The organism is Rhodanobacter denitrificans (assembly GCF_000230695.2).
Taxonomy (GTDB): domain Bacteria; phylum Pseudomonadota; class Gammaproteobacteria; order Xanthomonadales; family Rhodanobacteraceae; genus Rhodanobacter; species Rhodanobacter denitrificans.
This window is the reverse complement of sequence record NC_020541.1, coordinates 474414-499580: the sequence shown is the minus strand read 5'-3', so window position 1 is coordinate 499580 and position 25167 is coordinate 474414. Positions and strand designations below refer to the sequence as shown.

The window sequence follows — 25167 nt, the reverse complement described above, 5'->3', positions numbered from 1 at the left end:
TTCTAAATTGTTTTAGATGGTAGCTTGCTTGTCAACATCAAGACCCTGGCGGCGAGGTCGCTGCATGATGCCCGAATCGACGCCCCCGGCGGCGCCATTAATCGATGCAACGCAGCGCAAGCTGATCGTCGGCATCGTCATCGTGACGCTGCTGATCGCGGCCCTCATGATCGCGGGCCTGGCCATCGGCGGCCGCCCCGATCCGGCGCCGCTGCGCGCCGCGTCCACCCTGCTCGACGGCCCCTGGCGATTCCATACCGGCGACGATCCGCGCTGGGCGGCCGCCAACCTGGACGCCAGCGGCTGGGAGACGATCGACCTGACCGCCCCGCCCGGCAGTCACGACGGCGACGTGGGCCTGCCCGACTACGTGGGCGGATGGAGTGCGCATGGCCATCGCGGCTATCACGGCTACGCCTGGTACCGGCGCGCGGTGACGGTGCCGGCCGGCAGCGCGTCGTGGGACATCCTCGGGCCGACCCTGGTCGAGGACGGCTACGAGCTGTACTGGAACGGCCAGCGGCTGGGCGGCTCGGGCCGGCTCGGCCCCGAGCCGCGCCTGGTCGGCACGCGGCCGCTGCGCTTCGCCCTGCCCGCCGGCGCGGCCGGCACCAGCGGCGTGCTCGCCGTGCGCACCTATATGCTGCCCCGCCCCGGCCCCAGCGCGGACGGCGGCGGCATGCATGCCGCGCCGATCCTGGCACCACGGCCGGTCGGCGAGGCGCTGCACCGCGCGCAATGGCAGCGGACCATCGCCGGCTACGTCGTCGATGCGGTCGAGCCGGCCGCCATGCTGGCGCTCGCCGGCCTGGCGCTCGCGGTCGGTTCGCGCAGCCGCCGCAAGGGTTTCCTGCTGTTTGCCGGCATCGCGCTCGCGCTTACGGCCGCCAGGCGGCTCGACAATGCGATCGTGTCCTGGACCGACCTGCAGGACCTGCGCACCTATGCGTGGCTGGCCAAGGTGATGTGGGCGCCGACGATGACCGCCTGGCTGCTGGCCTGGAACCGCTGGCGGCTGCCCGCATGGCGGAGCATCGACGCGCTGGCCATCGCGCTGGGCGCCGCCGGCATCGTCGGCGCCCTGGCCCACCTGCCGACCTGGGCGAGCATCAGCCGGCTGGGTTCGCTCGCGCTGTTCGCCGTGATCGTCGTGCGCATCGTCCGCGGCGGCCCGCTGCGCACCCTGGCGCTGGTCACGCCGGCCTCGGTCCTGGCCGCCCTGTTCGGCGGCGAGCTGCTCGATCCGCTCGGCGTGCCGGGCATCTGGTTTCCGTTCAACATCGGCGTGTCGCGGACGCAGTACATCTACGCGATCGGCATCCCGCTGCTGGCCGTCCTGATCGCGCGGACCCTGCTGCCGAAGGACGCAACGGCATCGAAAGCAGGATGGTGGCAGTCAAGCACAAGACCGGAGCACGACGAATCCAGGAACCAGACGATTTGATCTGCTCCGCCCCGGGTTCGCGCTTGCGTCGGGCTTGCCGTCCCGTGCAGGCTAGGCCTCGGCCCCTGGACGAGCGACGGGGACGAGACACTCCATCGTGGGAAGCACACCATGTTCAGTCACGTGATGGTCGGCTCGAACGACATCGTGCGCGCGAAACGGTTCTACGACGCGGTACTGGGCGCGCTCGGCGCGGGCGAGCCGTACCATGACCTCGCCGCCACGGGTCATCGCCGCTTGTTCTATCGGCACGACGGCAACACGTTCTGCGTGACCGAGCCGATCGACGGCGGCGCGGCGACGTTCGCGAACGGCGGCACGATCGGCTTCAAGTGCAACTCGCCCGCGCAGGTGCAGGCGTTCCATGACACGGCCGTGGCCCATGGCGGCACCTCGATCGAGCAGCCACCCGGGCTGCGCGAAAGCGACCTCGGCGCGCTGTACCTGGCGTACGTGCGCGACCCGGACGGCAACAAGCTATGCGCGGTCCACCGCGTCAAGCGCGAGGCGTGAGGCGTGAGCACGCGCCGCGACGGCGATGCGTTTCCCGGCATGGCCACGACCCCGGAATCAAAGGGGACGGAGGTAGTTATTCCGATTTAATTACCTCCGTCCCCTTTATTCGTCCCCTTTATTGGCGCACTCGGGAACCGCCCCTAGTTCCTGTTCCCTGCGCTGCGGCGACTGAGCGCGGCGGCACGGTCTGTGGCTCGCCGTGCGCGGCGCTCCTCGCCCAGCTGCCGATAGGCGTGGGCCAGCCCGACGTAGAAACGCGAGTCGCCGTCAAACAGACGGATGGCCTGCTGGTAGTGCTGCACGGCGCCGGCGTAATCGCCCTGCCGCGCATCATCCTCGGCCTGCAGGAACTGGAAATACGGGTCCTTGACCTGGATCTTCTGCAGATGCAGCGCATAGATCGCGCGGCGCGCCTCGTCGCCGTTGCCCTTGTACAGCGCCATCAGGTTCACCAGCGCACCCGCGTTTGCCGGGTCGAGCGACAGCGCCTTCAGGTAGGCGCGCTCGGCCGCTTGCGGGTCGCCCTGGCGCAGGCGCAACACACCGGCATTGGCCCAGGTGCTGGCATGGCGCGGATCGAGTTGCAGCGCCATGGCCATGTACGGGGCGGCGGCCGCGGGCGAGGCCTCGGTAAACAGCTCGACGGCGCGGTTGTTGTAATAGAGCGCCAGCAGGCGCTGGTCGGAAATCCGCTCGGGCGGCTTGCGCGCCCCCACCACATCCTGCGCCACATCGACCGTGAGGCGCGCACGACCCAGGTTGATTCCCGCGTTGACGTGGTTGAACCGGTACACGATGTCGCCACCCACGCGCCAGGCCACGATGTCGTCAAGCTCCTGCCCGTAGGCCTGCAAGCCGGACTCGCGTGCCAGCTCCACGGTCAGCAGGGTGAAGGTCAGGCAGTTGGCCTTGCGTGTGCGGTAGGCCTGTTCGATGGTCAACGTGGCGTCGGTCGAATACGCCATGCCCAGGCCCGGCTTCTGGAACAGGAAGCCCACCAACCGCTCCAGCCGCGGCCTGCCGGAACCGCTGGCGTCGATGACCTGCTGCTGCAGCTGCGTACGCAACTCCGGCGGCACCGCCATGACCTGCTCCGGGCGCGGCATCGGCGACACCGCCGGCACGACGGGCACCACTGGCACCATCGAGGGGGCTGGCGCCACCGACGTGACCGCTGCAGGCACGGCAACCGACCATGTCAGGATTGCCGTGTACGCCCAGATCACCATGCCGAAACCCTCCACGCCGGAGGCGGGAACGTCTGCCAAGGCCAGTCTAGTCCCCTTCGCAGGCGCCGGATCAGCTCGGCCATGGACACACCGGCACCGACCGGACGGCGGGGTATTCAAGCCATGCGCCAGCTAAACCACCCCGCGGCGGCGTTGCCCGCGGGGCGTTCTTGGAGAAATGGTCGCCAGCACTTTTACTCCGAGGGAAATTACCTCGGTACCGGGGTCGCGCGGGTCGGCGTCGAGGCAAATGACCGCGCCCCTCAGGATCGGATGCTGGAAAGGCGGGTCAGCGCGTCACAGGCCGCTCGGTGAAGCCCCGCAGCCCCGCCAGCTCGCATGCCGCAGAAATTGCCCCTGAAGACTCATCGCCCGCGTGGCGGGTGTTCTTCCCTGTTGCGCTATTTCTTCGGCGCATCAAAAGCATCAAATTCCATGAAACGTTTCAGGATCGCCCTACACAGTTTCCTTGCTCCTGCTGAGCAGTTGTTCGTAGCGCTGTCCCTGATGCTCTTGCCTTGATCCAAGCTCATGCTTTCGTCGACGTGTTTCAGGACGAAACGGCCAAAATCCGGATTGGCATTTGCTAGTGTCACCAACTTGCTGGTATCGGCCCAGTGGTTCGCAAGCAAGTCGGCAACAGAAGCGCTATATCCCTCGGCGATAGCTCCGTCATCGCACTGCCCGTAGCGCTTGTACGACTCGAAGACGGCACTCCATGTCCCGAGATTTGAAGCCTCATCCATAGCCTTCATGGCCATCTCCTGCGAGCATTTTGCCGTCGAGGCGACGGAAACGCCGGCCACACCGATCAGAGGCAACGCAATCATGCCTAATCGAATTGCGATAAAGCAGATGCTTTGGCGCCAAGGGTTATTCTTGCAACGGATTACCATCGGGTGAAACCGGGACGGAGGAAGTTAAGCAGAAGGCCAGCACACGATGAACTCAGGAACCAAACGATTTAACCTCCTCCGTCCCGGTTTCCGTCTCCCGGTTTCCGGAACATGCGGTTCCGCTTTGATCCTTTGTCATCCCTGACATCAGCGCCCCCCAGCCCTGATTTCGATGTGTCGTCACAGGCCGAGTGGCGGGTGACGAAGGTACGCATCATCGTGTTGCCCGCGCGCCAGCGTCAATGAGCAAGAAATTTCGATGGCACTACCAATCAGGAACTCGCTCGTAGTTCCCACTGAAGTGCAGTTCATTCAGTCCTGCCTGCCCTTGGTTTTCGGTTTGCAAGATATTACGTTGCGCCGCAATAACCTTCGTGCTAAAAGCAGGCCGGGAGGTCCGCCCGAATGGACTCCAAGAGCACACTCGTGTACGGACAGGTCAGGCGTGCCCTGCAGGCGGGACGCTACACGCCCGGGCAGCGGATCGATCCGGCCAAGCTCGCCTCCGAATTCAAGACCAGTCCTACGCCGGTTCGATTCGCGCTGTACCGCCTGGTTGGTGAAGGCATGGTCACCGACCATGCCCGAAACGGACTGCACGTGCCGCTGCTCAACGAAGTCGCATTGCGCAACCTCTACGACTGGATGGAACGGCTGTTGCTGATGGCATGCGATATCGGCGAGCCGCCGGCAATCCAGAAGACAGGGAAACTGGAACTCGTGGCTGCCGATGGCGATCTGGTCAAGCTGACGTGGCAGCTGTTCGATGCGATCGCCCGCGCGACGGCACACGGGTCGCTGCACCTTGCAGTGAAGCAGGCCAACGACCGACTGGCGCCGATACGCCGGGCCAAGCAAGGATTGCTCAAGAACCGCTTCGAAGAGCTTTCGGAGCTGAACCGGCATTGGGAGACGCGCGACATCCAGGCCCTGAGGTCTGCCCTAAGCGACTATCACGAGCGACGGAAACAGCTCGTCCCGTGCATCGTGGCCTTGCTGAGCGACGGCAGCGATTACCTTCACTAGACCTCGCCGATGTCCCCTGCCAGCGGATCCGCTTTTGCGCGACCACAACGGTTGCCCGTTTCGGCGTGGCCCTGCCGGCAAGTGGGTCTCAAACAGCCGCTTTTCGGGGGGCTGGAAAGATGCCCGAATTCCGGGCGCAGGTTTTCACCTGCGCCGCGGAACGTATCTCGCCGGTCCCTCAGGCCGCTTTCTTGGCAGCGGTCTTTGCAACTTTCCTGGCTACGCCCTTCTTGACGGCCTTCGCCGGAGCCGCCTTGGGTGCGCCCTCGATCAGGAGGCTCTCGGCGGTGGTACCGCGCTTCTTCAAGGCCTGCACGAACCACAGCGGCCGCTTGCCACGACCCGACCATGTCTGGGCGGCGTTCGCAGGGTTGCGATACTTGGGGGCCACTACCGATTTCGGCCCCTTGGCGCCTTTGCCGCTACGTGCCGGATACACGTCGGCCAGGGTGAGGCCGCTGCTTTTCAGCAAACGCTCGATTTTTTCCCGTACCTCGTTGACGTGATTGGTGTGGGCAGCCTGCATCTGCGACTGGGCATTGGCGATGAGCGCCTTGAGTTCGGCAGGGGACAGCGTGTCGAGATTAATGGCCATGATTGTGCTCTTCGGCAGTGGGTCAAAGACGAGAGTCTACCCGAGTGAATAGGAATTCACCTACAAAAGGAAAGGGCATTCCCTTACACGGCTCCCGCTTACTTCACTGCATGGGTGGCGATGCGTGGGTGAATGCCTCGGAACTAACGTCGAGGAACCTCACGTACAGCGCAGCCCGAGGCTGATCAGCGCCAGCGAGTTGATTACGAGCGGCAGGTTCGGGCGATCGAGTTCAGCGGCGTGCGCAACGTGCGGCTATGCCGCCAGCCGAAGAGGCGTCGAAGCAGGGCCCGGCATTACAGGGCGGCGGTCACGCTTCCGGAATAATCATCGGATGACAGCGCAAAAATCATTTGAAAATCAAAAATTCCGACTCCTACGCTGATCGCGTCATGGGACTGCCATGACGTGACCGCAGGAGACTGAGATGAACACGAACGAGAACATCCGTACCAACGCGCCGGAAGACGTCATCGAGCTCGGCATCGCCAGCGTTGAAACCAAGGGCGAGTTTGGCGTAACCGAGGGGGGCGGGCAAGGCAAGCCGATGATTCCCGGCATTTCCGAGGAATAAGGGCTCCGGGCGCGCACCAAGGTGCGCGCCCTACTCTTGGGAGGCAGACGATGAGCTACCAACTTAGAGAAGATCTCTCGTGCTGTGACGTGGACGGCCATATGATTTTTCTCGACATAGCGCGAGACCGGTACTTCAGACTGACCGGTCATCGCGAGAAAACCATGCGACGCTTCCAGGCCAATGAAGATATCGCTCCCATGCTTCTGGAGGACCTCACAACTGCGGGAATACTGGTTGAAGCACCAGACGGAGTGTATGTCGCGACAGCGAGTATCCAACGCCCATCCCGTAGCGCAATCGAACGACCCCCTACAATCGGTGATCGCCGGCTCAACATGACTGCTATCGTCGAAGTCATGGCGATCGTCTGGTCTACGTGTCGTCAGCTGAAGGTTCGCCCACTAAAAACGAATCTCGACGAAGCCAGCGCATATCGCGACAGAAAATGCGTTCTACGCAAAGTCGCTGAGCCCGCCGCTCTTGAGGACAACCTGATCCATGCAAACTGGCAGTTCGCTTATGCGCGACGCTACGCGCCGATCGAGCCGATCTGCCTTCTAGACTCCTTGTCCCTGCTCCGGTTCCTTGCGCGGCGGGGAATGCCGACAAACATTGTCTTCGGCGTGACTTCGGAGCCATTTGCGGCGCACTGCTGGGTGCAGGCTGGAGACATTGTCTTGAATGAAACGCTCTCCGACGCCAATGCGCATACTCCCATCAGGAGCGTCTGATGATATGCCGCTATATCATTCTGCTCGGCGGGAGGTTGAATCGAAACGCCGATTACACGCCGCAGCTGGACACGCTCCTGCGCGCTGCGGGAATGATCTGCAGGCTTGAATCAGCCTCGGCCAAGGTCTTCGTTTCCGCTGATGCCCCTATCCTTGAAATGCCCGGGCACGGCCTGCTTATCGGCCAGGCTTTCACCAATGCCGGCCAGCCAATCTCGCAACGTCTGGATATCGACGGTTCGACGTGCGAACTCAGCAATCACCTGCTGCATAACATTTGGGGCGACTATCTCGCCATTCTTGTCGACCGCAACGATCGCTCGGCGATCACCTTGCTGCGCGACCCCTCGGGCGCCGTGCCATGCGTCTATTCGCTGGCCGATGGTGAAGGCTTCATCACTTCGGATATCGGCCTTGCAGTCGATCTGGGACTCTATCGCAGGGAGGTGAACTGGCAGATCATCGCACACTGCCTCAATTTCCCCTGCCTGAAGACGTCTCATACGGCATTGAAGCACGTCAAGGAATTACTTCCAGGCAACATGCTGACTTGCCGAGGGAGGGATGCTTCAATCCGTTCCGCATGGTCGCCTTGGCACTTCGTGGAGAAAGGCGTCCGGCACAAATATCCTCGTGAAGCAGCCGAAGATGTCCGATCCACCGTATCCAACGTGGTCAGGGCTCTATCTGCGAGGGACAACAAATTCGTGGTCGAATTATCGGGCGGACTGGATTCCTCCGTCGTCGCCACCTGCCTGCGTGATGCTTCGCTGCGCGCCACTTTTTGCACGCTGGTCATGCCCGTGGCCGGAACCGACGAGCGTCCATATGCCCGACTGGTGACGGACACGTTGGGCCAAGGGCTCTTCCCCGTGGAAGTTGGATTCGACGATGTACAAGTTGAATTTGCCGTGCCTCGCTCATCCGTCGTTCCTGCGATAGGGATTCCGCAGAATGCCTTGAACGAAGCCTGGGAGGCAGCAGGTACCCTACATGGCGCGGATGGCTTCTTTTCGGGTGTCGGCGGCGATACCATTTTCTGCTATCTGAAGACCGCCGCGCCCGCCGCCGACGCGTTCCGGGAACGTGGCGTCATGGCAGGCATTACAGCCATCGAGGATCTCGCAACCCTTCACCGATGCACGGTTTTCAAGGCCGGCCGATTGACTCTCAAGAAAATGCTGCGTCGGCCACGCACGGCCTGGAAGGCGGATCGCACTCTGCTCAACCCATCCTGGGTGACAACTGTGCCTGAGCACCACCCCTGGATGGACGCGCCCTCGGACGCGCTGTCGGGTGATCGCGAGAAAATTCATAACTTGATCGGAACCCAGTTGTTCAGGGATGCTGCATCACGCGGTCTGGGACGCTCCATGTATTTTCCGCTGCTGTCTCAACCCGTCATGGAGGCGTGCCTGAAAGTCCCGACCTGGATGTGGATCGCCGACGGGCGAAACCGCGCGATCGCCCGCGAGGCTTTTGCCGATCAACTACCGAGCGAAATTCTCGATCGACGCAGCAAGGGCTCGTACACCGGCCACATGGCTGCTATCTACACGCGCAACAAGCCGAAGATGCGCGAGTCCCTGGAGGATGGGCAGCTACGCGCGCATGACCTGCTAGACCGTTCCGCATTGGCGAATTTCTTCACCAATGAACTTGCGCCCCGGGATCTGTCATTTCTTCGCATCTTCGACCTGTGCGCGGCCGAGAACTGGGCGCGTCAACAAGGTCACGATCCATGGTAGGCGCCCGTACCAGAACGTGATCGCGAGGTCCTGCCCTTCATTCCACGCCAAATGCGGTATTGCCCAGCTTTTTCCGGGCTTGGGTCTTGATATCCCTCTAGCCAGAAGCGAAACCAGTCGACGTTACGCTCATACACCGCCAGCTTGTGCCTGGGCTGAAACTTGATATGGGGCTCGTCCGGGAACGCATAGATATCCGCTTGGTGCCTGCGCTCCAGCGGTAGCACGTAGTCCAGCGTCATCCGATATTCCTGCTCAGGCAACTGGAACAGGATCGGCGCCTTGATCCTGTCGAGCTGATACGCGGGCGAGATTTCCTTCCACCGTTTAGGTGTTTCATCTGGTGCGCCAAGCTGCCACATTTCGCGAAGACTGGAACGGAAGGCATTCCGCAGGCTGTTGAACAGGTAATAAGTTGGCGTCACCGAGATGCCGCTTACGGAAGCGGCACTCACTACATCCGAATGCGCCATCGTCCACAGTGTCACCTCACTGCCGTAGCTGAGTCCGCCCATGCCGACACGGGTTCGATCGATGCGCCCTTCAGCAGCCAGGAGCTTCACGACGCTCTCGACGGCCGAGCGCCCCTGGTCGTAATGCGCCACGACGTCAAGGCGAAACTCCGGAACCGCGTTGATGCACAGCGCCGAGATGCCACCTTCGGCAAGGGAGGCAAGCGGCCACTCGTCACCCACCCCGCCGCGCAGAAAGCCATAGCAGTTATAGAAGTTCACAAACAACGGTGGTGGATGTTCAGTGCTCGCTCCGCGCGCCTCGAATAGCTGACCGGTGAATTCCCTCCCCTGCGCGTCCTTCCAGTGGATCAGCTTTGCCGGAACCGTAGCCGCGATATCCGCCTCCAGCTTCTTGTTCGGCTCGAACAGTATCCGTCGATAGCCGCTCTTCAGATCGATCGCCTCAAGACGGGGCGGGCGATCGGCCTCAGCCGCGACACACACCAGTGTGTTGGACGACAATGCGCAGGGAATGTCCCAGTAACGCTGGCTTCCGCTGACCAGTCCATTGGAAAGCACGATCGGCCGCACCATGCCCGTTATGACGTTCCATCCATAGATCGATTGGGTTCGGTCATAGTCGGTAACCGTGAACAGGATCTCATCGGTCCCGGGTCGCCACTGGATACCCGTGATGTCTTTGTGGCGGCACAGCTCGGCCATACACCGGATAGGGTGCGAAGCGCGCCTGTCCGGCAGCATGGCCAGCTCCACATATCGACTCGTCAGCACCCCCCTCTCTTTCTTTCCGGGCATCAGCAGCGCGATGCGCTCATCGCCCGGACTTCGGGCGATCCTGGTCGGCGCCGCCGGCAGACCGGGTGCAAGGTCAGCCGGTGTCAGTGGAGGCACCAGCAGCTCCGATGCGGATAGGCCCCGGGTTGTCATCGTCGACAGGTCAACGGCCTTCCAATGGTCCGGCACCTTTGCCAGCAATGGCCCCATCGAGAACCAATCTCCGAGGAACCGCTGCGTCGCCGGTCGTCCATCGAACTTGCTCGACCGGAACAGCCCGGCAGCGATATTCACCGTGTCGTCGATCCGAATGCCGCCGTAGTACTCGGCCTCTTCCGCAGCGACGACATCTTCCCGGTTCGCGCCAACACTGTATGTGAGCGTTTGCCCGTCAGCATTCAGCGCGAAATCCCGCACGTCCGCCGGATCCGACGTCACCGCCTGAGCCCCGGAGCCATCTGCTGCCGCACGCCAGACGGAAATCCGGCCATCAAGGCGGGCGCGATAGTAGATCCACTTTTCATCCGGAGACCAAACTGCTGGTGATGGCAACCCGACCCCGTTGACGTACTCGCGCAGCGGTACACCTCCGTCCGCTACACGGAGCGGCGGAGATTTCCCATCCAAGCCCTGTACGTACCACGTGGTGTCGTACGTGTTGCGCTCGACCGAGGCCTGTTCGGCGCGGAACGCCACGTATCGCCCATCGGGTGAGACCACCGGGTTACCCAGGTCGGTCACCTCCAGCAGGCGCCGCGGCGAAATCGCCTCCGCGGGCGACAGGCCGACGACAGCCATGCCCAACACCAGCGCAAGTGCCGGAAACCAACGCGTGCGGCGCTTTCTGAACGATGGATCCAGACGCATGCGTGCCGTCACGGCCGCCCACGCGGCCGATTGATGGAAAAGTTCCATGTCCCCTCCCCTACCAGTGCTTGGAAACCGAAACGCTGACGAAGCGTCCGATTGCCGAGTAGTTGGTAGCGTCGTACGGCACGTATGTCGCATACAGCGCGGTATAAAGCGGAGGCATGCGATTCAGCAGGTTCTGCACCGACAACCCGAGCGTTAGCCCCGATAAGGCGCCGGCGCGCTTACCGATGTCGTAATTGAGCGTGGTGTCCACCGTGGTGAACGACGAGGTCTTCTGCGTCACCGTCGGGAGGCGGTTGGTTACCCCACCGGTGTAGTTGACGAAGCCCGACGCGCTGAAGCCCCCCGAGACCCAAACCGCACCGACGCGGCCCTTGAGCCTGGCCGGATTGAACACGGTACCGGCGAGTGTTTGCTCGGGCTGGCCGGCGCTGGTTGTCTGCGCACTATCGAGCCAACTGGCCGACCCGCGTACTGTCAGCTGACCGCTGCCAAGACCGAAGCGGTACGAACCTGACAAATCGAGGCCCTTGATCCGCTGCCGTGCCGCGTTCACGTACTCGTCGTGGATAATCGCCACCACCTTGCTCGGGTCATAGGCCACGCCCGACAGGTTGTAAAAAGCGCTGTCGTAGACTGCAAGGAGGTCCTGAATCTGCTCGGGCGTCGGCGATCGAACCACAAAGTCCGAATAGGCCGGGTCGCTCAGTGCCTGCTGGTAGTTGACCGGTTCGACCACCCGGTCGGTGTAGTCGATGTCAAACCAGGTCAGCTCGGCGTCAAACCCCGGCAAGGCTTCCGGATGCAGGGCCAGCGAGGCCGTCCAGGTGCGTGCTCGTTCGGCACGCAGGTCGGCGTTACCGCCATAGGACATCAATACGGTGGCATCCGCAGGACTGCCGATTGCGCCCACCGCAGGGGCGCTCCACAAATAGGCGTCCCCGCCCTCATAGCGCTGCAACATTGTCGGCGCCTTGAACGATTTTCCCCAGGAGGTCTTGAACGTCAAGTCGGCGGTGGGATCATAGATCAGCCCGAATTTCGGCGTGGTCACCCGTCCAAAACTGTCGTAGTTCTCGCCACGCACCGCAGCGCTGAATTCCAGGCGATGGATGCCCGGAATATTCGAGGCAGGCGAAACGAACGGAACAGCCAGCTCGGCGTAGGCGAAACGAACATTTTCGTCGCCACCGAAAGGGCTGCCGGAAACCTTCGGCACATAGTGGAATCCATAGTTCCGCGCCCCGGCACCGATGGCCAAGTGCGCGTCCCCTCCCCCCACGGGGAACAGCGGGCCTTCGGCGCCGATCTCATCGGAACGGCTTATGTTGCGGTAGTAGTTCCGGCTGACCAAGACGCTACCCGCCGCCGAGACGAGATCGCGCGCATAGACGGTGTCGTCCTCGCCATAGGTCCCGCTCAAGGTGAGGGACCAATAATTGCGAAGGTTGAATGCGATGCTGGGCGAGACCAGCGTGATCGAGTTCTCCGGGCTGTAGTGATAGTAAGAGTTCGCCCGAGTGGCAACATAGCTCGTCATGTCGCGCTCGGTCCTAAGCGCGTCAAGCCTCAATTCGGCCACATCGCCCATCGACTGGTGCACGCTGACAAGGCCGCTGCGTGAATCGCTGCCACCGTAAATCGTATACGGCTCGAACAGATGACTGGTGTAACTGCGCTGGCGCGCATAGATGGGATCGACATCGACATCCTTGAGGGTCACGATCAGTCCGCCGCCGGCCCAAGTGGTGCCGGCGGTCGCGGCGTATTCGCGCGTCGCCAGCCCGCCATCGGTCGCGCCACCGTATCGCGCCCCCAAGGTCACCCCATCGAAGTCGGACTTCAGGATCACGTTGGCCACGCCGCCCACCGCATCCGAACCGTAGATTGCCGACGCACCGTCCGGAATGATCTCCAGGCGCTCGACCGCCTCCACCGGGATGGCGCTGATGTCCACGGCTTGGGAAAACCCGTCGTAGGCTAGGCGTCGCCCGTTGAGCAGCGTCAACGATGCGTCGGCACCCAACCCGCGCAGGTTCAATGCGGAGCCGCCAGTGAGATTCTGGTTACCGACGCCGCTGGCAACGCCGATCACGCCCGGGTTCTGCCCCCCGGAGAAATTCTGCGGCACGCTGCGGATCACGTCGCCGAGATCCGCGAAACCTTCCTGCTGGATCTGCTCGCTGCCGATGGTGATCACCGACGAGGGTGTGGTGCCGCCGCGGATGCGCGTGCCAGTGACGGTCACGGACTGCAGATCGGTGGTTGCGGGTGGCGAGGCGGTGTCTTTCGATTTTTTCGATTGCGCTTTGGCGGACGCCTCGGTCGCGGGCACCCTGCCCTGCCCGGTCGCATCCTTCGTGATGTCCTGAGCCATGGCCCACTCGCCGCTGCTGGTGGCAGCCATGAGCAATGCGATAGAAATGGCCTTGCGTAACGTGCTGATCTTCATGATTCCCTTCCCCTTGGTTGGCCCCTTAGCCTGCCAATCCGGTGGTGTTCCGGAGTTGGCAAGGTCGTCGGGCGAGATCTGTTTTGTTTATGGCTTGCCCATACACCGGCTATGCCGCTGGCGGGGCCACGTGTCGCCATTTCATCGGCGCCGCGCGTGTGGCACCGCTTCCATTCCAAAGTCACTGGGAAATGCCTCTGCTCTGTAGCGATGCCTCGTGACCCCAACTCCATCTGGCATAGCTTTCACGCTTCCTCCCCCAGACTCAGTGGCGTTAGGTCGCTCTGTCCCTGAGCTGGACTGGCCACTACGAACCGATGAGCTCTTCAACATGCTGTGTCTCCGGTTGTTCGACTGACCTTTGGCAAGGCTGTCCTGTAGATCGCCCCGGGTGTTCCCGGTAGCTCCCGATAGATGGAGGCCCGCACGCCTTGTCCAGCGTGGTGATTGGCATCCCGCGGAAATGAGTATATCTGATTTTCAGATATTTGAGAATCAGATATAGGTTGGGTGCGGCCTACCCTGTGGGACGCCGTGATGACTCGTAAGTCGATCTACAAACCCGAGTACAAAGTGCTGCTGAGGCTGCTACGCGAGATGCGGACTAAAGCCCATCCGAACCAAGCAAGCTTGGCCGCACTACTTAAGGGAAGGAAGCAGCCATACATCAGCGACGTCGAACGAGGCTCCCGAAGGCTGGATTTGCTCCAACTACGCGAGTTCTGCATGGCCTGTGACCAAGATTTGGTCGGCTTTGTAAGGAAGTTTGAGGAGGAGATCGCTGATGGAACTAGCGCGCCCAAGCTTCAAAAGGCGGCTGATCACTAACAGACCGACCCATCCGCCAATATCTCCTTTTCAGATACCTCAAAACTAGATATAGGTTAGGAGCGGCCTTTCACTTATGAAGCCGCAATGTCCGCCAAATCGATTCACAAACCCGAGTACCAAGCGCTACTCGAACTGCTGATCGAAGTCCGGGACAAGGCTGGTCTGAAGCAATCCGAACTCGCCGCATTGCTAGAGCGGTCGCAGTCCTACATCAGCGACGTCGAGCGCGGTGGGCGACGGCTTGATCTGCTTCAGTTGCGTGAATACTGCCAAGCCTGCGATCAAGATTTGGTTGGCTTCGTAAAGCGGTTTGAGAAGATGCTTGTTGATGGTGGACCGCGTTCAACAGGCCGGACCTCTCGCTAGCGCAAGTGGGTCCATGCCTAAGCCTTCTCAGTGATCGACCCTTCTCTACCGGGCACCTGATCGCATTTCCGCGAACAGTCGCTACCTGCGCTGGGTGAACGGGAAGACTCAATGCAGATTCGAGCGACGCGTCACCAGAGTTTCGATTGACGCTACTGAGCGGCTGACTCTAGCGTTGGGAGCCCATACCACCGAGCTGCGGCAAACGCCTACAGAACACCGATCCAGCCGCTGATATCCGCGACGCCCAAGCTGCGGAAACATGACGGCCATGGACGAGCATATCGACATGGATAGCCCACTCTCTCGGGCCTACTGGTGCGGCAACTTCAGCTGCAGCGATGCAGAGCTGTCCAGCGCAGTGCGCATCATGGACAGCACAGCAGTGGGCCTTGTCGGGCTGTACTTGGCCACACGCAGCTCAGAACCCCGTGACGTCGATAAGCATGATCTTGCTGTGGATGCGACGTGACCCGGCTTTTTCGGAGGCTCCAATTCTTGCGATTCGTGCCGCGCCAAGGATTCGGCTTCACCACCTCAAAGCGACCGCCGGTCGACGGTTATGACTCGGCCAGTCATCAGGCAGGCATGCAGCTCGGCCGAGTCATGGCCATCCTCGTCCTCTTCGATGGAAGCGAGCCAGAACCAAGGAGGTCTGCAACTGCATTGGTGGCCGCAATCGTCTTCATCGTCCTCGGGAGGAGCCAGGATGTCATTGCAAACGAGGCACCGCACATGAAACCGCCCGCAGCGATCACATTTCCCGACGTAGTGCACCGACGATTGGTGCACCGGCTCTGAATCATCAAGCGGCCGGAGGACCACGGTGAGTTCGGGATAGCCGTCCCAGAAAACGCGACCGTGCTTGCAGCCCTCCCTCTGGCAACGTGGCCATGTAGAGGGGTCGAAGTCCTCCAGGCGATCCAGCGGCACAATGCGAATGGAGACGGCGGCTTGGGCCCTCTTTCCCGCGGCCTTGGTGTAGCCGGCCGGACTTACAAGGTAACCGTGGGTCGCACCGACATCCTCCATGAGCCCCCTGAAACTCTCTACATCCTTGACATCTATCTTCCGCGATCTCTTCTTTGCATCCACGATGATGCGGCGACTGTTGTCGGTGTCATGCCGTGTCTCGATGAGTACATCGATCTGTCTGGGTACACCGGTTATCCTGCCGACGATATACGCGTTTGGCGTAACGCAGAGGTCGGTTTCCAACTGCTCGACAAGCATGCGCGCCACCAGCCGCTCGTATAGCTTCCATTCGGGCATCTCCTGGTTCATTGGCTCGCTCCGAGCTTGTTGGTACAGAATTTGATACGGACTGGTTACAACCGAGCCCAAATGGACACAGTTTCACCAGCCATCCGTAGCCGGATGATGAGCAGAATCCGGGGTAGCGACACCGCCCCCGAGCTGGCTGTGCGCTCCTGTGCACATAGACTCGGATTACGCTTCAGGCTGCATGTACGCAACCTTCCCGGCCGGCCTGATCTCGTGTTCCCAAAGCACAGGAAGATAATCTTTGTTCATGGCTGCTTCTGGCACAGACACGGCTGCAAGTGGACCACCACGCCGAAGACGCGCCAGGAATTTTGGCGGCAGAAGTTCCTGGCCAACCAGTCGAGGGACCGACGGAACATTGCTGCGCTTGAAATCGATGGCTGGACCGTGCACGTGATCTGGGAATGCGAGACCCGAGACATGGCCGCATTGGAGATCAGGCTGGCAAAGCTATTCGGTCTTGACACTCTGCCTGCCTCTGTATCGCGTCAGACTCGGCCAACTCGACGGCCTTCAGGTGCTCCACGATCGTCTCGATGACTGTTGCGCAGATTCCGTTGCCGCACAGTTTGACCTTCTCACGCCGCGTTCCTACCGGAAAGGCGTGGGCATCAGGCAGCGACATGGCTCTTGCCAGTTCCGAGGGTTGCAGCATCCGGATCATGTACCGCCCACGCCGCTTCCGGACGAGCGCGAACCGGTCGATCGTGGTAACCGTCCGCAACGGCTGATCCAGAGTCTGCCAGCTCCGTTCCCCGCCGGATCCGTAATAGACGAGCAGGAATTCCGCGTCACGACCCAGTGTCCTGATGGCATTCCTTGCTCTTACCACGGTGTTCGCCGCACGTCCCGCAACGAACAGGGGTTGCTCGGGCCACGTCCCGTCGGGGTCGAGAATGTCCCTGACTGTCCTGACAGGCGTACAGGGCAATGGAGTAATCGCTGGGGGGAGCATGTTCAATCCACCGATCAGGAACAGCCTGACTCGCGCCTGCGGGGCACCAAACTGGGCAGCATTGATCACTTCCTCGCGCACCTGATAGCCGAGCGCCGACAATGTGTTGTGAAGCTCCCGGTAACGTGGCCAGGCCCTCATTTCCTTGACATTCTCCATCACGAACCAGCGCGGCCTGAGCGCTGCGATCCATTTGATCGTATGCAGTGCGGTCTCGCGGCTGCCCTCATCCCTTACAGCGGCCCCCTTCGCAACTGAGTGGTTCGTGCACTCGGGCGACGCAAGCAGGAGGTCCACCCCCCCCGGCCTCGCGTACTGCAAAGGGTCGATCTCCTCGATGCGGCGGTTCAGCACTGTCGCAGACGGGAAATTGTGGCTGTAGGTCTGACAGGCGATATCCCACAGATCCACGGCAACCAGTGGCTGCAGTCCCGCATTGACCGCCCCCCGGGCGCCAAGCCCTCCGCCACAGAACAGATCCGCAAATGTTTTCACGATGGATTCATCTTGTACATTATTAGGAGCGAGCCTACCAGGCTCGTTTCGACCTGACCAGGTGGTAACAGGGGCATTGTGATCGGTTCCGCTCCCGGACCGCCAGAGACTGCCATCAGGAGAGGCAATGCCCAGACTTCGGCCACGAGCCAGGATTGTCAGAACCATCGGTGACCAGCTGATCAGCGGTCCCGAGGCCGCGTTGATCGAGCTGGTCAAGAACGCCTTCGATGCCGATTCCCCGTCGGTCCGTATCACGATTTCGCCACCGGCTGACGGTATCTGGACAGGCGACAACGGGACCATCACCGTCTCCGACGCAGGCCACGGCATGTCCGGCAACGACCTGCTGGAAAAGTGGTTCGAGCCAGCCACCAGCGACAAGGTCGAGCGACGGCTAAGCCCCAAAAACCGCACGATGCTCGGCGCCAAGGGAGTCGGGCGTTTTGCCACAGCGCGACTCGGCAAGCGGTTGCACCTGCGAACCGCCAGGAAGATCCCCGGCCATCGGCTGGAGATCAGCGAGATCGACGTGAACTGGGATCGCTTCGAGCAAGCGACGTATCTCGATCAGATCGACATCCCCATATCAACCAAGCCCGGTGGACGTGGGGAGGCCCAGGGAGTGCGCCTGGAAATCCACGCCCTGCGCGACAAGTGGACGAAAAAACAGCTTGAGCAGCTGATACGCGAGCTGCGGAGGCTTGCCTCCCCGATCAGGACAAGGGAAGACGAATTCCGGATATACCTGGATCTGTCCGGTTTTCACGAGGAGATCCACGGATTCGACGGTCAGCCCCTCGTATCCGGCCTGCTGGCGGGCATCGAGGAGGAAGGCGGGCAACCGGACCCCACCGAGATCCGACCATTCGGGATCGACCGCGTCTTCCATTACATGGTCAAGGGGACCTTCGATTCGAAGGGCCGCTTCAAGGGTACCCTCGTCAACCAGCGAGGAGATGCCAAGGCGCAGCCGATCGACATACCTGCCTCCGAGCTCCAGCCGGAGGAGGCTTCCTGCGGCAAGGTAAATCTGCGTCTGAACATCTATGACCGCGAAGGGAACGCCATCGTCGAACTCTTCGAGAAACTTGGCCTGGGGGGCATCGGCCGACTCGATGCTAAGCGCGTGCTCGACGAGAACATAGGCATCGGCATATACAGGAACGGATTTCGCATCAGACCTTACGGCGATGCCGAAACCGACTGGCTCGAACTGGAACGGATGAGGGTGCAGAACCCTTCCCGCAAACTCGGACTGAACCAGGTCTGGGGGCTGGTGGAAATCCAGGGGGAGAAGGAATCCGGGTTGGTCGAGCGCAGCAGCCGCGAAGGGCTCGAACACAATGGGGCCTTCGAGCGCCTGAAGCGTCTTGTAACCGAACTGCTGGCCCAAGTCGAATCCATCCGCCAGGACTTTCGCCAGACGGCCGGACTGAGCCGCAAAAGCACCGTCGATACCGGCGAAATGCGGAACCGGGCGAACCTGAGGGCAACCACCCGTGCTGTCGCCGACCTTCCCCTTCGTTACCGCAACCGGATCGAACGGGCCATCAAGCAGGACAGCGTCGCACTGAAGACGTCCATTGCGGAGCTCGAAACCTACCAGCAAGTGCTGGCTTCACGCTCCACACTGGGCCTTGTCGTCTCCCAGGTACTTCATGACGGACGGCGGTACCTCTCGGATATCTCGACCCGCTCCAAACGCCTGGCCGATGGTGCGCCGCGGCTGGAGGAACAATCCGCATTCGGCTCACATTTCAGAGCCAGCTTCGGCAAGGAGGCGAAGTCGGTCCACAGTTCGGCGGGACACCTCAGCAAGCTCTTCAAATCGCTCGATCCCATATCGGGGAAAAAGCGGGGACGTCCCAAGATCTTCAGCGTGGAAGAGATCATCGATCGTTGCATCAACCTCTACGGCGATGCTCTCGGCCAGCTGTCGATCGAATCGGACATTCAGAGCGCCGGCAATACCGCACTCGTCACCGGATACGAATCCGATCTGATGGCTGCGGTGCTCAACATCATCGACAACGCCGTGCACTGGCTCGGAAGCAGTCCTGTGCGTCCACGCAGAATCAGGTTCGCTATCAGCCAGTCCAAGCAGTATGTCCGCCTTGCCATATCCAACAACGGCCCGGTAGTTGCGGAAAGATTCCACGCAAACCTGTTCAATCCGGGATTTTCCCTGAAGACGGAAGGCTCCGGCATCGGCTTGGCCATAGCCCGGGAGGCTATGCGGGCAAGCAAGGGAGACGTCGCCTTTGACTCCGAAGCGGAAGAGACGACATTTGTGATCGAGATGCGGAGAGCCCCAGCCAAATGACCGATGTCGCCCACATCCTGAAGGTACTCATCGTCGAGGACGACGACTCTAAGATCGACGAGTGGAACGACGCCATCGCCGCACACAATGCCGATGCCGGGAACAAGGGATTCCAGGTCGAACACGTCGTATCCAAATCCGTGCCGGACGCAAAGCGAAAGCTCGATTTCCACCGGTTTGACGCTGCGGTGGTCGATCTCCGATTGCAGGTCGAAGAAGGTGTCACGGAGAACAACAGCCACGGCAACGAGCTGGTCCGCCACATCATTGCCACACAGCCTCTCGGTGTGGTTGTGCACACAGGACAGCAGTCCGAAGCCGACAGGGATGGCTATGGTGTTCCCCAGGTCCAGATCATGGACAAGGGAGATGGCCTCGACCAAGTCTTCAAATGGCTGGCCAAACACATGGACATGTTCCTCCAGCTTCGCATGGTCAGGGCGGCATTTGACCGGGAAACGGCGAGAGTGTTCTTCCAGTCCATCTGGCCTCGCTGGAAGCACTGGACCAACGGTGGTGCGGAGAACGGGATTGCATTGGCAGACATTGTTGCCCGTCATGTCGTCGCCCATGTCCATGATGCCCTGCTGAGTGCGGGCGGGGATGCCACTCATCCCGAGGAGTCGTATTTCGTTCCGCCCCTGAAGAGTCGTCTGGATACAGGCGATCTCCTCGATCGCGACGGGAAAACATGGATCGTGGTCAGCCCTCGCTGTGATCTAGCCAACGAAGGAAAGGTCAACACGATCCTTCTCGCCGCCTGCGATGACATCTCTGCGAAATGGAGGGACTTGACCGACTCGAAAAAGGAAAAGGAGTGCGCCAACCTGATACAACACGCCCGATCGCCAAAACAGCACTTCCTGTTTCCCTTGCGTGACCTGGACTCCAACCAGCGCGGCCCGTGGATGATCCAGTTCCACGACATATTGGCTCTTCCTGCGGAACAGGCATTGAAGGAGTTGCCTAGCCTCCGCTTCGCCTCGCTCTCTCCGCTCTTCGTTCCGTCCCTGGTCGAGAGGTTCGGCGGTTACTTCAGCCGCATCGGCACCCCGAGCTTTTCAAGCGATTGATTGGGTCACGAACTTGGCAGAAGCATGACCAAGTCCCGTCGTCCGCTCACCAGTCTCCTTTTGGTGGAGGAACGGCTTCTCGAAGCCGAATACTTCACAGGCCTGATGCGAAGGCGTGGAGGCGCCGAGTTCGGATATTGCCTCAATGCCTTCGTATCCGCCTCCCGAAGCGTCACCTTTCTGACCCAGAAAGAGATGGCGCGAGTTCCCGGCTTCGACGCATGGTGGGCCATGCAGCAGACGGCAATGTCGCGTGACCCGGCAATGCGATTCTTCCTGAAGCTGCGCAACTATTCGCAGAAGGAAGGACGCATCTCGCTGGTTGGCGTCAGCCGTGGCCATGGCGCATCCCGACGCTGGAGCCACTGCTTCGCTGGGACCGAGGATCAGGTTCCGGACACACTTCTGCACAGGGATGTCACCGACTGCTGCAGGGAACATATCGCCAAACTGGCACAAGTGGTGATCGCTTGTACGAAGCGATTTCCCTTTCATGCCTGCCCTCGGTCGGCGCTCACCCCGGAAGGAATGCAGGCATTGGGGTTTTCCGTAGAAGAACTGGGCTCGCTAGTCGGGCTCGATCCTTCCTGGATCAGAACTTCGGAACTGCCACTGGAAGACCTGCTGCGGATCCTGAGAGAGCAAGTCGATGGCCTGGACATCCGGGAAATCGAACGGCTGGCCCGATGGACTCCCAGAAGAACTGGCGGCACCTTTGCAACGGATCCTTTCGGCGAGGAGCTGCAGAGGCGACTGGTAGAGCAATTGGAGGGCTCAAGACGGCAAGTGGACGCCTCTGTCCTGCTCGGTGAAATGCTGCTGCATGCATGGTGGAACGACCGTAATGGTGGGGGCCACCCACAAGGCGATTAGCTGCAACTCGACGTCCTCTTTAATTTCTTCTGCCGCTACGGCCTCGTCGTGCAGATGCTGGCCACGTCGGCGCCAAGCTGTCGCAACGACCCATTCGGCGATGGCGTGCGCACGTGGGCCATTCCGACTCCGCCTACGGATTGCGGACCGAGCTATGGGTGGACCGCAAGCACGGCACCGACGTGATCTGGTTCGCCATCGACAGTATCGGACGACAGGCTGGGCGAAAAGTCGGCGCTCCACGCAATGGGGAGGCGCCGCGCCGACGCGGTATGTCGTGGATCCCCAAGCTGTGAAAGTTCGCCGCCGGAGGTTTGCTGTCTTCTTCTCACCGGTGACGCCTACGCTTAGGCTAGAGCCCCCGCTCCTTCGTATTTCGCATGATCCCGAATGTCGAGCCGGCGCGTGATCGAGCCGATGGGCTCGCGAAATCGGGACCGAAATCGGGACGGAGGAAGTTAAGCAGAAGGCCAGAGCACGATGAACTCAGGAATCAAACGATTTAACCTCCTCCGTCCCGATTTCGGTTTCGGGGATGAGCGGACCACGACTGTCCTGCTGGAGTCGGGATGGCGCGTTGCAAATGTATGGGGTGCAGCCTCAAAGGTCCCGCCAGGCTCCCCGAAGACGAAGTAATCAGACAATGCCGAGCATTCCTGCTGTCGGAGGAGGCTATATTGATCAATATCCGGGGAGCGGCCAGAACGCATGAAGAGTGACAACAAGATTTCCAGGGAACCTGCAGACCTGCATTCCCTCAGCGACGTACAGCTTATGGAACTACGTGCCGCTGTTGACACAGAGGCGAGGAAACGCGGCCTGAATTTCAATGTCGGGGAAATCGGCGAAAAGCTTGCCATCTCTTTGTTTAAAGAGCGACCGGACCTCTCTTTGCTCGCCGCCGCTCCCCGCGGCACCAAGAACATCGATGCTATATCTCGGGAAGGAAACCGCTACTCCATCAAAACTCTCCAGAAAGCCAGGAAGACGGGAACCATTTACCCGGATCCGTCAGACAGAGATCGGCAGCTGTTCGAATTCATCCTCATTGTGCTGGTTAATGACGAGCTCGCTCTGGAGCGCGTCATCGAACTTGACTGGCAACAATTCTGTGCTGCTCGAAGCTGGGATATCAGAATGAACGCATGGTATGTCGCCCGCTCTAAAAAGGCGTTTAGTGCCGGGCGCCAGATCTATCCTAAACCGGGTACTGCGACCCTCTCCTCATCAACCAGCCCCGCAGAAGAACGTCCCCCCGCGATCACGATGCCGGCCGTTCGAAATCGGGACCGAAATCGGGACGGAGGAAGTTAAGCAGAAGGCCAGAGCACGATGAACTCAGGAACCAAACGATTTAACCTCCTCCGTCCCGGTTTCGCACACGTTGTGGACGCGGCTGCACGAGACAAGCTGTCCGCGCTCGGGTTCACGCTGCCGGTCAGCGTCAATCCGGCTTTATTCTTCCGTTGACGGATTGCAATCATGTTCAAGGCACTCATCGGCGACCTCTTTACCAGCCAAGCGCAAGTCTTGGTGAATACGGTCAACTGCGTGGGCGTCATGGGAAAAGGTATCGCGCAGGAATTCAGGAAGCGCTACCCGGCGATGTTCAAGGACTATGCATCCCGCTGCAAAGATGGCCGGGTGCGCATCGGCGAGCCGTACCTGTACCGCGACGCGACGAGTGCCTGGATCCTCAACTTCCCAACCAAGCGCCATTGGCGCTCGCCCTCGCGCATCGCCGACATAGAAGCAGGCCTGGATTACCTCGCTGCACACCTCGACAAATGGGATATCCGCAGCATCGCCCTGCCGCCGCTCGGATGCGGCAATGGCGGCCTGGGCTGGGAAGAGGTCGGCCCGCTGATCTATCGCAAACTCGCCCACCTGCCTGTCGACGTGGAAGTCTACGCGCCCTACGGCACGCCGCGTTCGCAACTGGAACCCGATTTCCTGGCGAGTCCGTCGCAAATGACGTTGGACGGCAAAGGTCGGAGACACGAGAGGGCGAATCCATCGTGGACCGTGCTGATGGAGGTCTTGCTACGTTTGCAACGGCAGCCGTACGCCAATCCGGTGGGGCGGACGATCTTCCAGAAGATTTGCTACGTCGTCACCGAGATGGGCGTACCTACCGGATTCCAATTCGGCAAGGGCAGTTATGGCCCCTTTTCCGATGATGTGAATCCCGCCTTGGCCGATCTTGCCAACCGCAACTGGCTGCACGAACAGCCGCTCGGCCGGATGATCTCACTGCGGGCAACGCCCCAGTACGAGAAAGAGCGTGCAAAGCTTGAGGTCGCCTATCGTCCCTACGAACGGAAAATCGCCAAGACAGTAGACCTTTTCAGCCGCATCAAGAGCACCGAGCAGGCTGAAGAGGTGATCACCGTCCTGTATGCCAGCCGGCAACTCAAGGCAGCGCACCCGAACCAGAAGGTCAGCGAGCAGCAACTCTACAGTTATATCCTCGAATGGAAGAGGGCTTGGGACTCGGGCGAGAAGCGACTCGCCGTCGCCCATGCGATTCGCAGCCTGGTACTCCTTGGCTGGATGGGCTTGGATCTGAGCGATGACTTGCCAGAAGCCGCTTGACTGCCGAAACCAGCGGGCGCGGGTTGACTCTGAAGCGCATCACCTAATCGTGCGAGGAAGCTCAGGTGCGTTAGCCTGAGCGGTCTCGCCGACAAGCGAAAACTTACTGCGAGGAATTGCGCAGAATAAAAAAGGTGGCATGACTGCCACCCCTTGCTCAATTCACTCGTATGCGCACATTCACCCGCACTTGCTATACCCGCAATTCAAACAAGTCTGGCAGTTGTCCATCAGCACCAGCGCCCTGGTGTTGCACTTGTCGCACATCATCGAGCCGGGCGGAAACGTGAGCGTCTCGGACGCGGCGGCATCGGCGCTCGGGGCAGCCGGCGTACCGCTCACTTCAGAGTTTTTTTTTGAGTCCAGCGCCTCGTAGGCCGCGCGCTTCTCGGCAATCAGCTTGCGCGTGGCCTCGTCCATTTCCGGATCGTGGATCAGCCCGATGTTCTTCATGTGCTGTTCGATCACGCCGCCGATCTCGGCGACGATGCTGGGCATGTAGACGCCGCCGGCCTTGAAGTAGCCGCCGCGGGGGTCGAACACGGCTTTCAGCTCTTCCACGATGAAGGTGACGTCGCCGCCCTTGCGGAACACGGCGGACAGGATGCGGGTGAGCGCCACGATCCACTGGAAGTGGTCCATGTTCTTCGAGTTGATGAAGATCTCGAACGGGCGGCGCAGCTCGTGCTTGGTACCGGCGTTGAGCACGATGTCGTTGATGGTGACGTACAACGCGTGCTCGAACAGCGGCGACTTGATCTTGAAGGTGGAGCCGACCAGGGTTTCCGGGCGCTCGACGCTTTCGTGCATCTGGATCACTTCGGCCGACGGCGCCTCTTTCGGCGCGGCGGCGGTGACCGGGGTGGCGGCAACCTTGTCTTCGGGTTTGACCACGTTGTAGCCGGTGATCTTCTTGTCGATCTTGATCGCCATGGTGTTCGCTTCTTCTATTTATCGGTGTTGGTGCCGGAGTGGACGCGGCGTGCGGCGAAAGATCCGGCCCGGCGCAACGGCCGGGCCGGATGGGTGTTG

The 25167-nt window shown here is 60.9% G+C and carries 22 protein-coding genes; 14 read left to right on the top strand and 8 right to left on the bottom strand.

Annotated features, from left to right (window positions below; all coding sequences use genetic code 11):
- Positions 1-64: 64 nt before the first annotated feature.
- Entirely contained in the window at positions 65-1444 is a 1380-nt protein-coding gene (locus R2APBS1_RS02110; protein ID WP_015446682.1) for a hypothetical protein, read from the top strand.
- A gap of 111 nt (positions 1445-1555) precedes the next feature.
- Positions 1556-1957, top strand: coding sequence for a VOC family protein (locus R2APBS1_RS02105; RefSeq protein ID WP_007511718.1), 402 nt, complete (start codon positions 1556-1558; stop codon positions 1955-1957).
- Between the two features lie 143 nt (positions 1958-2100).
- On the opposite strand, the gene R2APBS1_RS02100 is transcribed toward R2APBS1_RS02105, so the two are convergent.
- The gene (locus tag R2APBS1_RS02100) at positions 2101-3228 is read right to left on the bottom strand and encodes a tetratricopeptide repeat protein (RefSeq protein WP_236126989.1); all 1128 of its coding nucleotides are present in this window, start codon (positions 3226-3228) and stop codon (positions 2101-2103) included.
- A 362-nt stretch (positions 3229-3590) separates the two neighbouring features.
- Positions 3591-4019 (bottom strand): hypothetical protein, encoded by a 429-nt coding sequence (locus tag R2APBS1_RS02095; protein WP_041676656.1) that lies wholly within the window; start codon positions 4017-4019, stop codon positions 3591-3593.
- A 471-nt stretch (positions 4020-4490) separates the two neighbouring features.
- On the opposite strand from R2APBS1_RS02095, the gene R2APBS1_RS02090 reads away from it, so the two are divergent.
- Entirely contained in the window at positions 4491-5111 is a 621-nt protein-coding gene (locus R2APBS1_RS02090) for a GntR family transcriptional regulator (protein ID WP_015446679.1), read from the top strand.
- Between the two features lie 178 nt (positions 5112-5289).
- Here the strand turns inward: R2APBS1_RS02090 and R2APBS1_RS02085 are convergent, their stop codons facing one another.
- Positions 5290-5706, bottom strand: coding sequence for an H-NS histone family protein (locus R2APBS1_RS02085; RefSeq protein ID WP_015446678.1), 417 nt, complete (start codon positions 5704-5706; stop codon positions 5290-5292).
- Between the two features lie 427 nt (positions 5707-6133).
- Between R2APBS1_RS02085 and R2APBS1_RS19990 the strand changes: the two genes are divergently transcribed.
- Genes R2APBS1_RS19990 through R2APBS1_RS02075 form a run of 3 tightly spaced genes read left to right on the top strand, consistent with a single transcriptional unit; the run spans position 6134 to position 8762 of the window.
- Positions 6134-6280, top strand: coding sequence for a benenodin family lasso peptide (locus R2APBS1_RS19990; RefSeq protein ID WP_015446677.1), 147 nt, complete (start codon positions 6134-6136; stop codon positions 6278-6280).
- Between the two features lie 50 nt (positions 6281-6330).
- On the top strand, positions 6331-7014 hold the full coding sequence (locus R2APBS1_RS02080; protein WP_015446676.1) for a lasso peptide biosynthesis B2 protein: 684 nt from the start codon (positions 6331-6333) through the stop codon (positions 7012-7014).
- The gene (locus R2APBS1_RS02075) at positions 7014-8762 is read left to right on the top strand and encodes an asparagine synthase-related protein (RefSeq protein ID WP_015446675.1); all 1749 of its coding nucleotides are present in this window, start codon (positions 7014-7016) and stop codon (positions 8760-8762) included. The genes R2APBS1_RS02080 and R2APBS1_RS02075 overlap by 1 nt, the downstream gene beginning before the upstream one ends.
- On the opposite strand, the gene R2APBS1_RS02070 is transcribed toward R2APBS1_RS02075, so the two are convergent.
- Both R2APBS1_RS02070 and R2APBS1_RS02065 read right to left on the bottom strand, forming a co-directional pair.
- Entirely contained in the window at positions 8747-10927 is a 2181-nt protein-coding gene (locus tag R2APBS1_RS02070) for an Atxe2 family lasso peptide isopeptidase (RefSeq protein ID WP_015446674.1), read from the bottom strand. The two genes, R2APBS1_RS02075 and R2APBS1_RS02070, sit on opposite strands and share 16 nt — an antisense overlap.
- A gap of 10 nt (positions 10928-10937) precedes the next feature.
- Positions 10938-13337 carry a TonB-dependent receptor plug domain-containing protein gene (locus tag R2APBS1_RS02065; protein ID WP_015446673.1) on the bottom strand — a complete coding sequence of 800 codons (2400 nt, stop codon included), beginning with the start codon at positions 13335-13337 and terminating at the stop codon, positions 10938-10940.
- 915 nt (positions 13338-14252) lie between these two features.
- On the opposite strand from R2APBS1_RS02065, the gene R2APBS1_RS02055 reads away from it, so the two are divergent.
- Positions 14253-14534, top strand: a complete 282-nt coding sequence (locus R2APBS1_RS02055) for a helix-turn-helix domain-containing protein (protein WP_015446671.1) — start codon at positions 14253-14255, stop codon at positions 14532-14534.
- Positions 14535-14805: 271 nt separating this feature from the next.
- A complete protein-coding gene (locus R2APBS1_RS02050; RefSeq protein WP_157769691.1) occupies positions 14806-15006 on the top strand; it encodes a DUF3606 domain-containing protein in 201 nt (66 codons plus the stop codon).
- Between the two features lie 65 nt (positions 15007-15071).
- Here the strand turns inward: R2APBS1_RS02050 and R2APBS1_RS02045 are convergent, their stop codons facing one another.
- Positions 15072-15818 carry a restriction endonuclease gene (locus R2APBS1_RS02045; RefSeq protein ID WP_015446670.1) on the bottom strand — a complete coding sequence of 249 codons (747 nt, stop codon included), beginning with the start codon at positions 15816-15818 and terminating at the stop codon, positions 15072-15074.
- Between the two features lie 60 nt (positions 15819-15878).
- Between R2APBS1_RS02045 and R2APBS1_RS19485 the strand changes: the two genes are divergently transcribed.
- Positions 15879-16358 carry a very short patch repair endonuclease gene (locus R2APBS1_RS19485; RefSeq protein WP_015446669.1) on the top strand — a complete coding sequence of 160 codons (480 nt, stop codon included), beginning with the start codon at positions 15879-15881 and terminating at the stop codon, positions 16356-16358.
- Here the strand turns inward: R2APBS1_RS19485 and R2APBS1_RS02040 are convergent.
- Positions 16255-17268 (bottom strand): DNA cytosine methyltransferase, encoded by a 1014-nt coding sequence (locus tag R2APBS1_RS02040; protein ID WP_015446668.1) that lies wholly within the window; start codon positions 17266-17268, stop codon positions 16255-16257. The two genes, R2APBS1_RS19485 and R2APBS1_RS02040, sit on opposite strands and share 104 nt — an antisense overlap.
- Before the next feature lie 202 nt (positions 17269-17470).
- Between R2APBS1_RS02040 and R2APBS1_RS02035 the strand changes: the two genes are divergently transcribed.
- The 5 genes from R2APBS1_RS02035 to darG all read left to right on the top strand — a co-directional run bounded on the left by R2APBS1_RS02035 (position 17471) and on the right by darG (position 24135).
- Entirely contained in the window at positions 17471-19594 is a 2124-nt protein-coding gene (locus tag R2APBS1_RS02035; protein ID WP_217154269.1) for a sensor histidine kinase, read from the top strand.
- The gene (locus tag R2APBS1_RS02030) at positions 19591-20667 is read left to right on the top strand and encodes a response regulator (protein WP_015446666.1); all 1077 of its coding nucleotides are present in this window, start codon (positions 19591-19593) and stop codon (positions 20665-20667) included. Before R2APBS1_RS02035 ends, R2APBS1_RS02030 begins: the two co-directional genes overlap by 4 nt.
- 24 nt (positions 20668-20691) lie before the next feature.
- The gene (locus R2APBS1_RS02025) at positions 20692-21540 is read left to right on the top strand and encodes a hypothetical protein (RefSeq protein WP_015446665.1); all 849 of its coding nucleotides are present in this window, start codon (positions 20692-20694) and stop codon (positions 21538-21540) included.
- Positions 21541-22248: 708 nt separating this feature from the next.
- Entirely contained in the window at positions 22249-22854 is a 606-nt protein-coding gene (locus tag R2APBS1_RS19480; RefSeq protein WP_015446664.1) for a hypothetical protein, read from the top strand.
- Between the two features lie 168 nt (positions 22855-23022).
- Positions 23023-24135 carry a type II toxin-antitoxin system antitoxin DNA ADP-ribosyl glycohydrolase DarG gene (darG, locus tag R2APBS1_RS02020; protein ID WP_015446663.1) on the top strand — a complete coding sequence of 371 codons (1113 nt, stop codon included), beginning with the start codon at positions 23023-23025 and terminating at the stop codon, positions 24133-24135.
- A 180-nt stretch (positions 24136-24315) separates the two neighbouring features.
- Here darG and R2APBS1_RS02015 read toward each other — a convergent pair whose 3' ends face one another.
- On the bottom strand, positions 24316-25068 hold the full coding sequence (locus R2APBS1_RS02015; RefSeq protein ID WP_015446662.1) for a TSCPD domain-containing protein: 753 nt from the start codon (positions 25066-25068) through the stop codon (positions 24316-24318).
- Positions 25069-25167: the final 99 nt, after the last annotated feature.

Coding starts and splice junctions, on each gene's coding strand:
- R2APBS1_RS02090 (WP_015446679.1), top strand. CDS start 4,491: ATGGACTCCAAGAGCACACTCGTGTACGGACAGGTCAGGCGTGCCCTG.
- R2APBS1_RS19990 (WP_015446677.1), top strand. CDS start 6,134: ATGAACACGAACGAGAACATCCGTACCAACGCGCCGGAAGACGTCATC.
- R2APBS1_RS02050 (WP_157769691.1), top strand. CDS start 14,806: ATGGACGAGCATATCGACATGGATAGCCCACTCTCTCGGGCCTACTGG.
- R2APBS1_RS02085 (WP_015446678.1), bottom strand. CDS start 5,706: ATGGCCATTAATCTCGACACGCTGTCCCCTGCCGAACTCAAGGCGCTC.
- R2APBS1_RS02030 (WP_015446666.1), top strand. CDS start 19,591: ATGACCGATGTCGCCCACATCCTGAAGGTACTCATCGTCGAGGACGAC.
- R2APBS1_RS02110 (WP_015446682.1), top strand. CDS start 65: ATGATGCCCGAATCGACGCCCCCGGCGGCGCCATTAATCGATGCAACG.
- R2APBS1_RS02025 (WP_015446665.1), top strand. CDS start 20,692: ATGACCAAGTCCCGTCGTCCGCTCACCAGTCTCCTTTTGGTGGAGGAA.
- R2APBS1_RS02095 (WP_041676656.1), bottom strand. CDS start 4,019: ATGATTGCGTTGCCTCTGATCGGTGTGGCCGGCGTTTCCGTCGCCTCG.
- R2APBS1_RS02055 (WP_015446671.1), top strand. CDS start 14,253: ATGTCCGCCAAATCGATTCACAAACCCGAGTACCAAGCGCTACTCGAA.
- R2APBS1_RS02065 (WP_015446673.1), bottom strand. CDS start 13,337: ATGAAGATCAGCACGTTACGCAAGGCCATTTCTATCGCATTGCTCATG.
- R2APBS1_RS19480 (WP_015446664.1), top strand. CDS start 22,249: ATGAAGAGTGACAACAAGATTTCCAGGGAACCTGCAGACCTGCATTCC.
- darG (WP_015446663.1), top strand. CDS start 23,023: ATGTTCAAGGCACTCATCGGCGACCTCTTTACCAGCCAAGCGCAAGTC.
- R2APBS1_RS02045 (WP_015446670.1), bottom strand. CDS start 15,818: ATGAACCAGGAGATGCCCGAATGGAAGCTATACGAGCGGCTGGTGGCG.
- R2APBS1_RS02105 (WP_007511718.1), top strand. CDS start 1,556: ATGTTCAGTCACGTGATGGTCGGCTCGAACGACATCGTGCGCGCGAAA.
- R2APBS1_RS19485 (WP_015446669.1), top strand. CDS start 15,879: ATGGACACAGTTTCACCAGCCATCCGTAGCCGGATGATGAGCAGAATC.
- R2APBS1_RS02015 (WP_015446662.1), bottom strand. CDS start 25,068: ATGGCGATCAAGATCGACAAGAAGATCACCGGCTACAACGTGGTCAAA.
- R2APBS1_RS02070 (WP_015446674.1), bottom strand. CDS start 10,927: ATGGAACTTTTCCATCAATCGGCCGCGTGGGCGGCCGTGACGGCACGC.
- R2APBS1_RS02080 (WP_015446676.1), top strand. CDS start 6,331: ATGAGCTACCAACTTAGAGAAGATCTCTCGTGCTGTGACGTGGACGGC.
- R2APBS1_RS02075 (WP_015446675.1), top strand. CDS start 7,014: ATGATATGCCGCTATATCATTCTGCTCGGCGGGAGGTTGAATCGAAAC.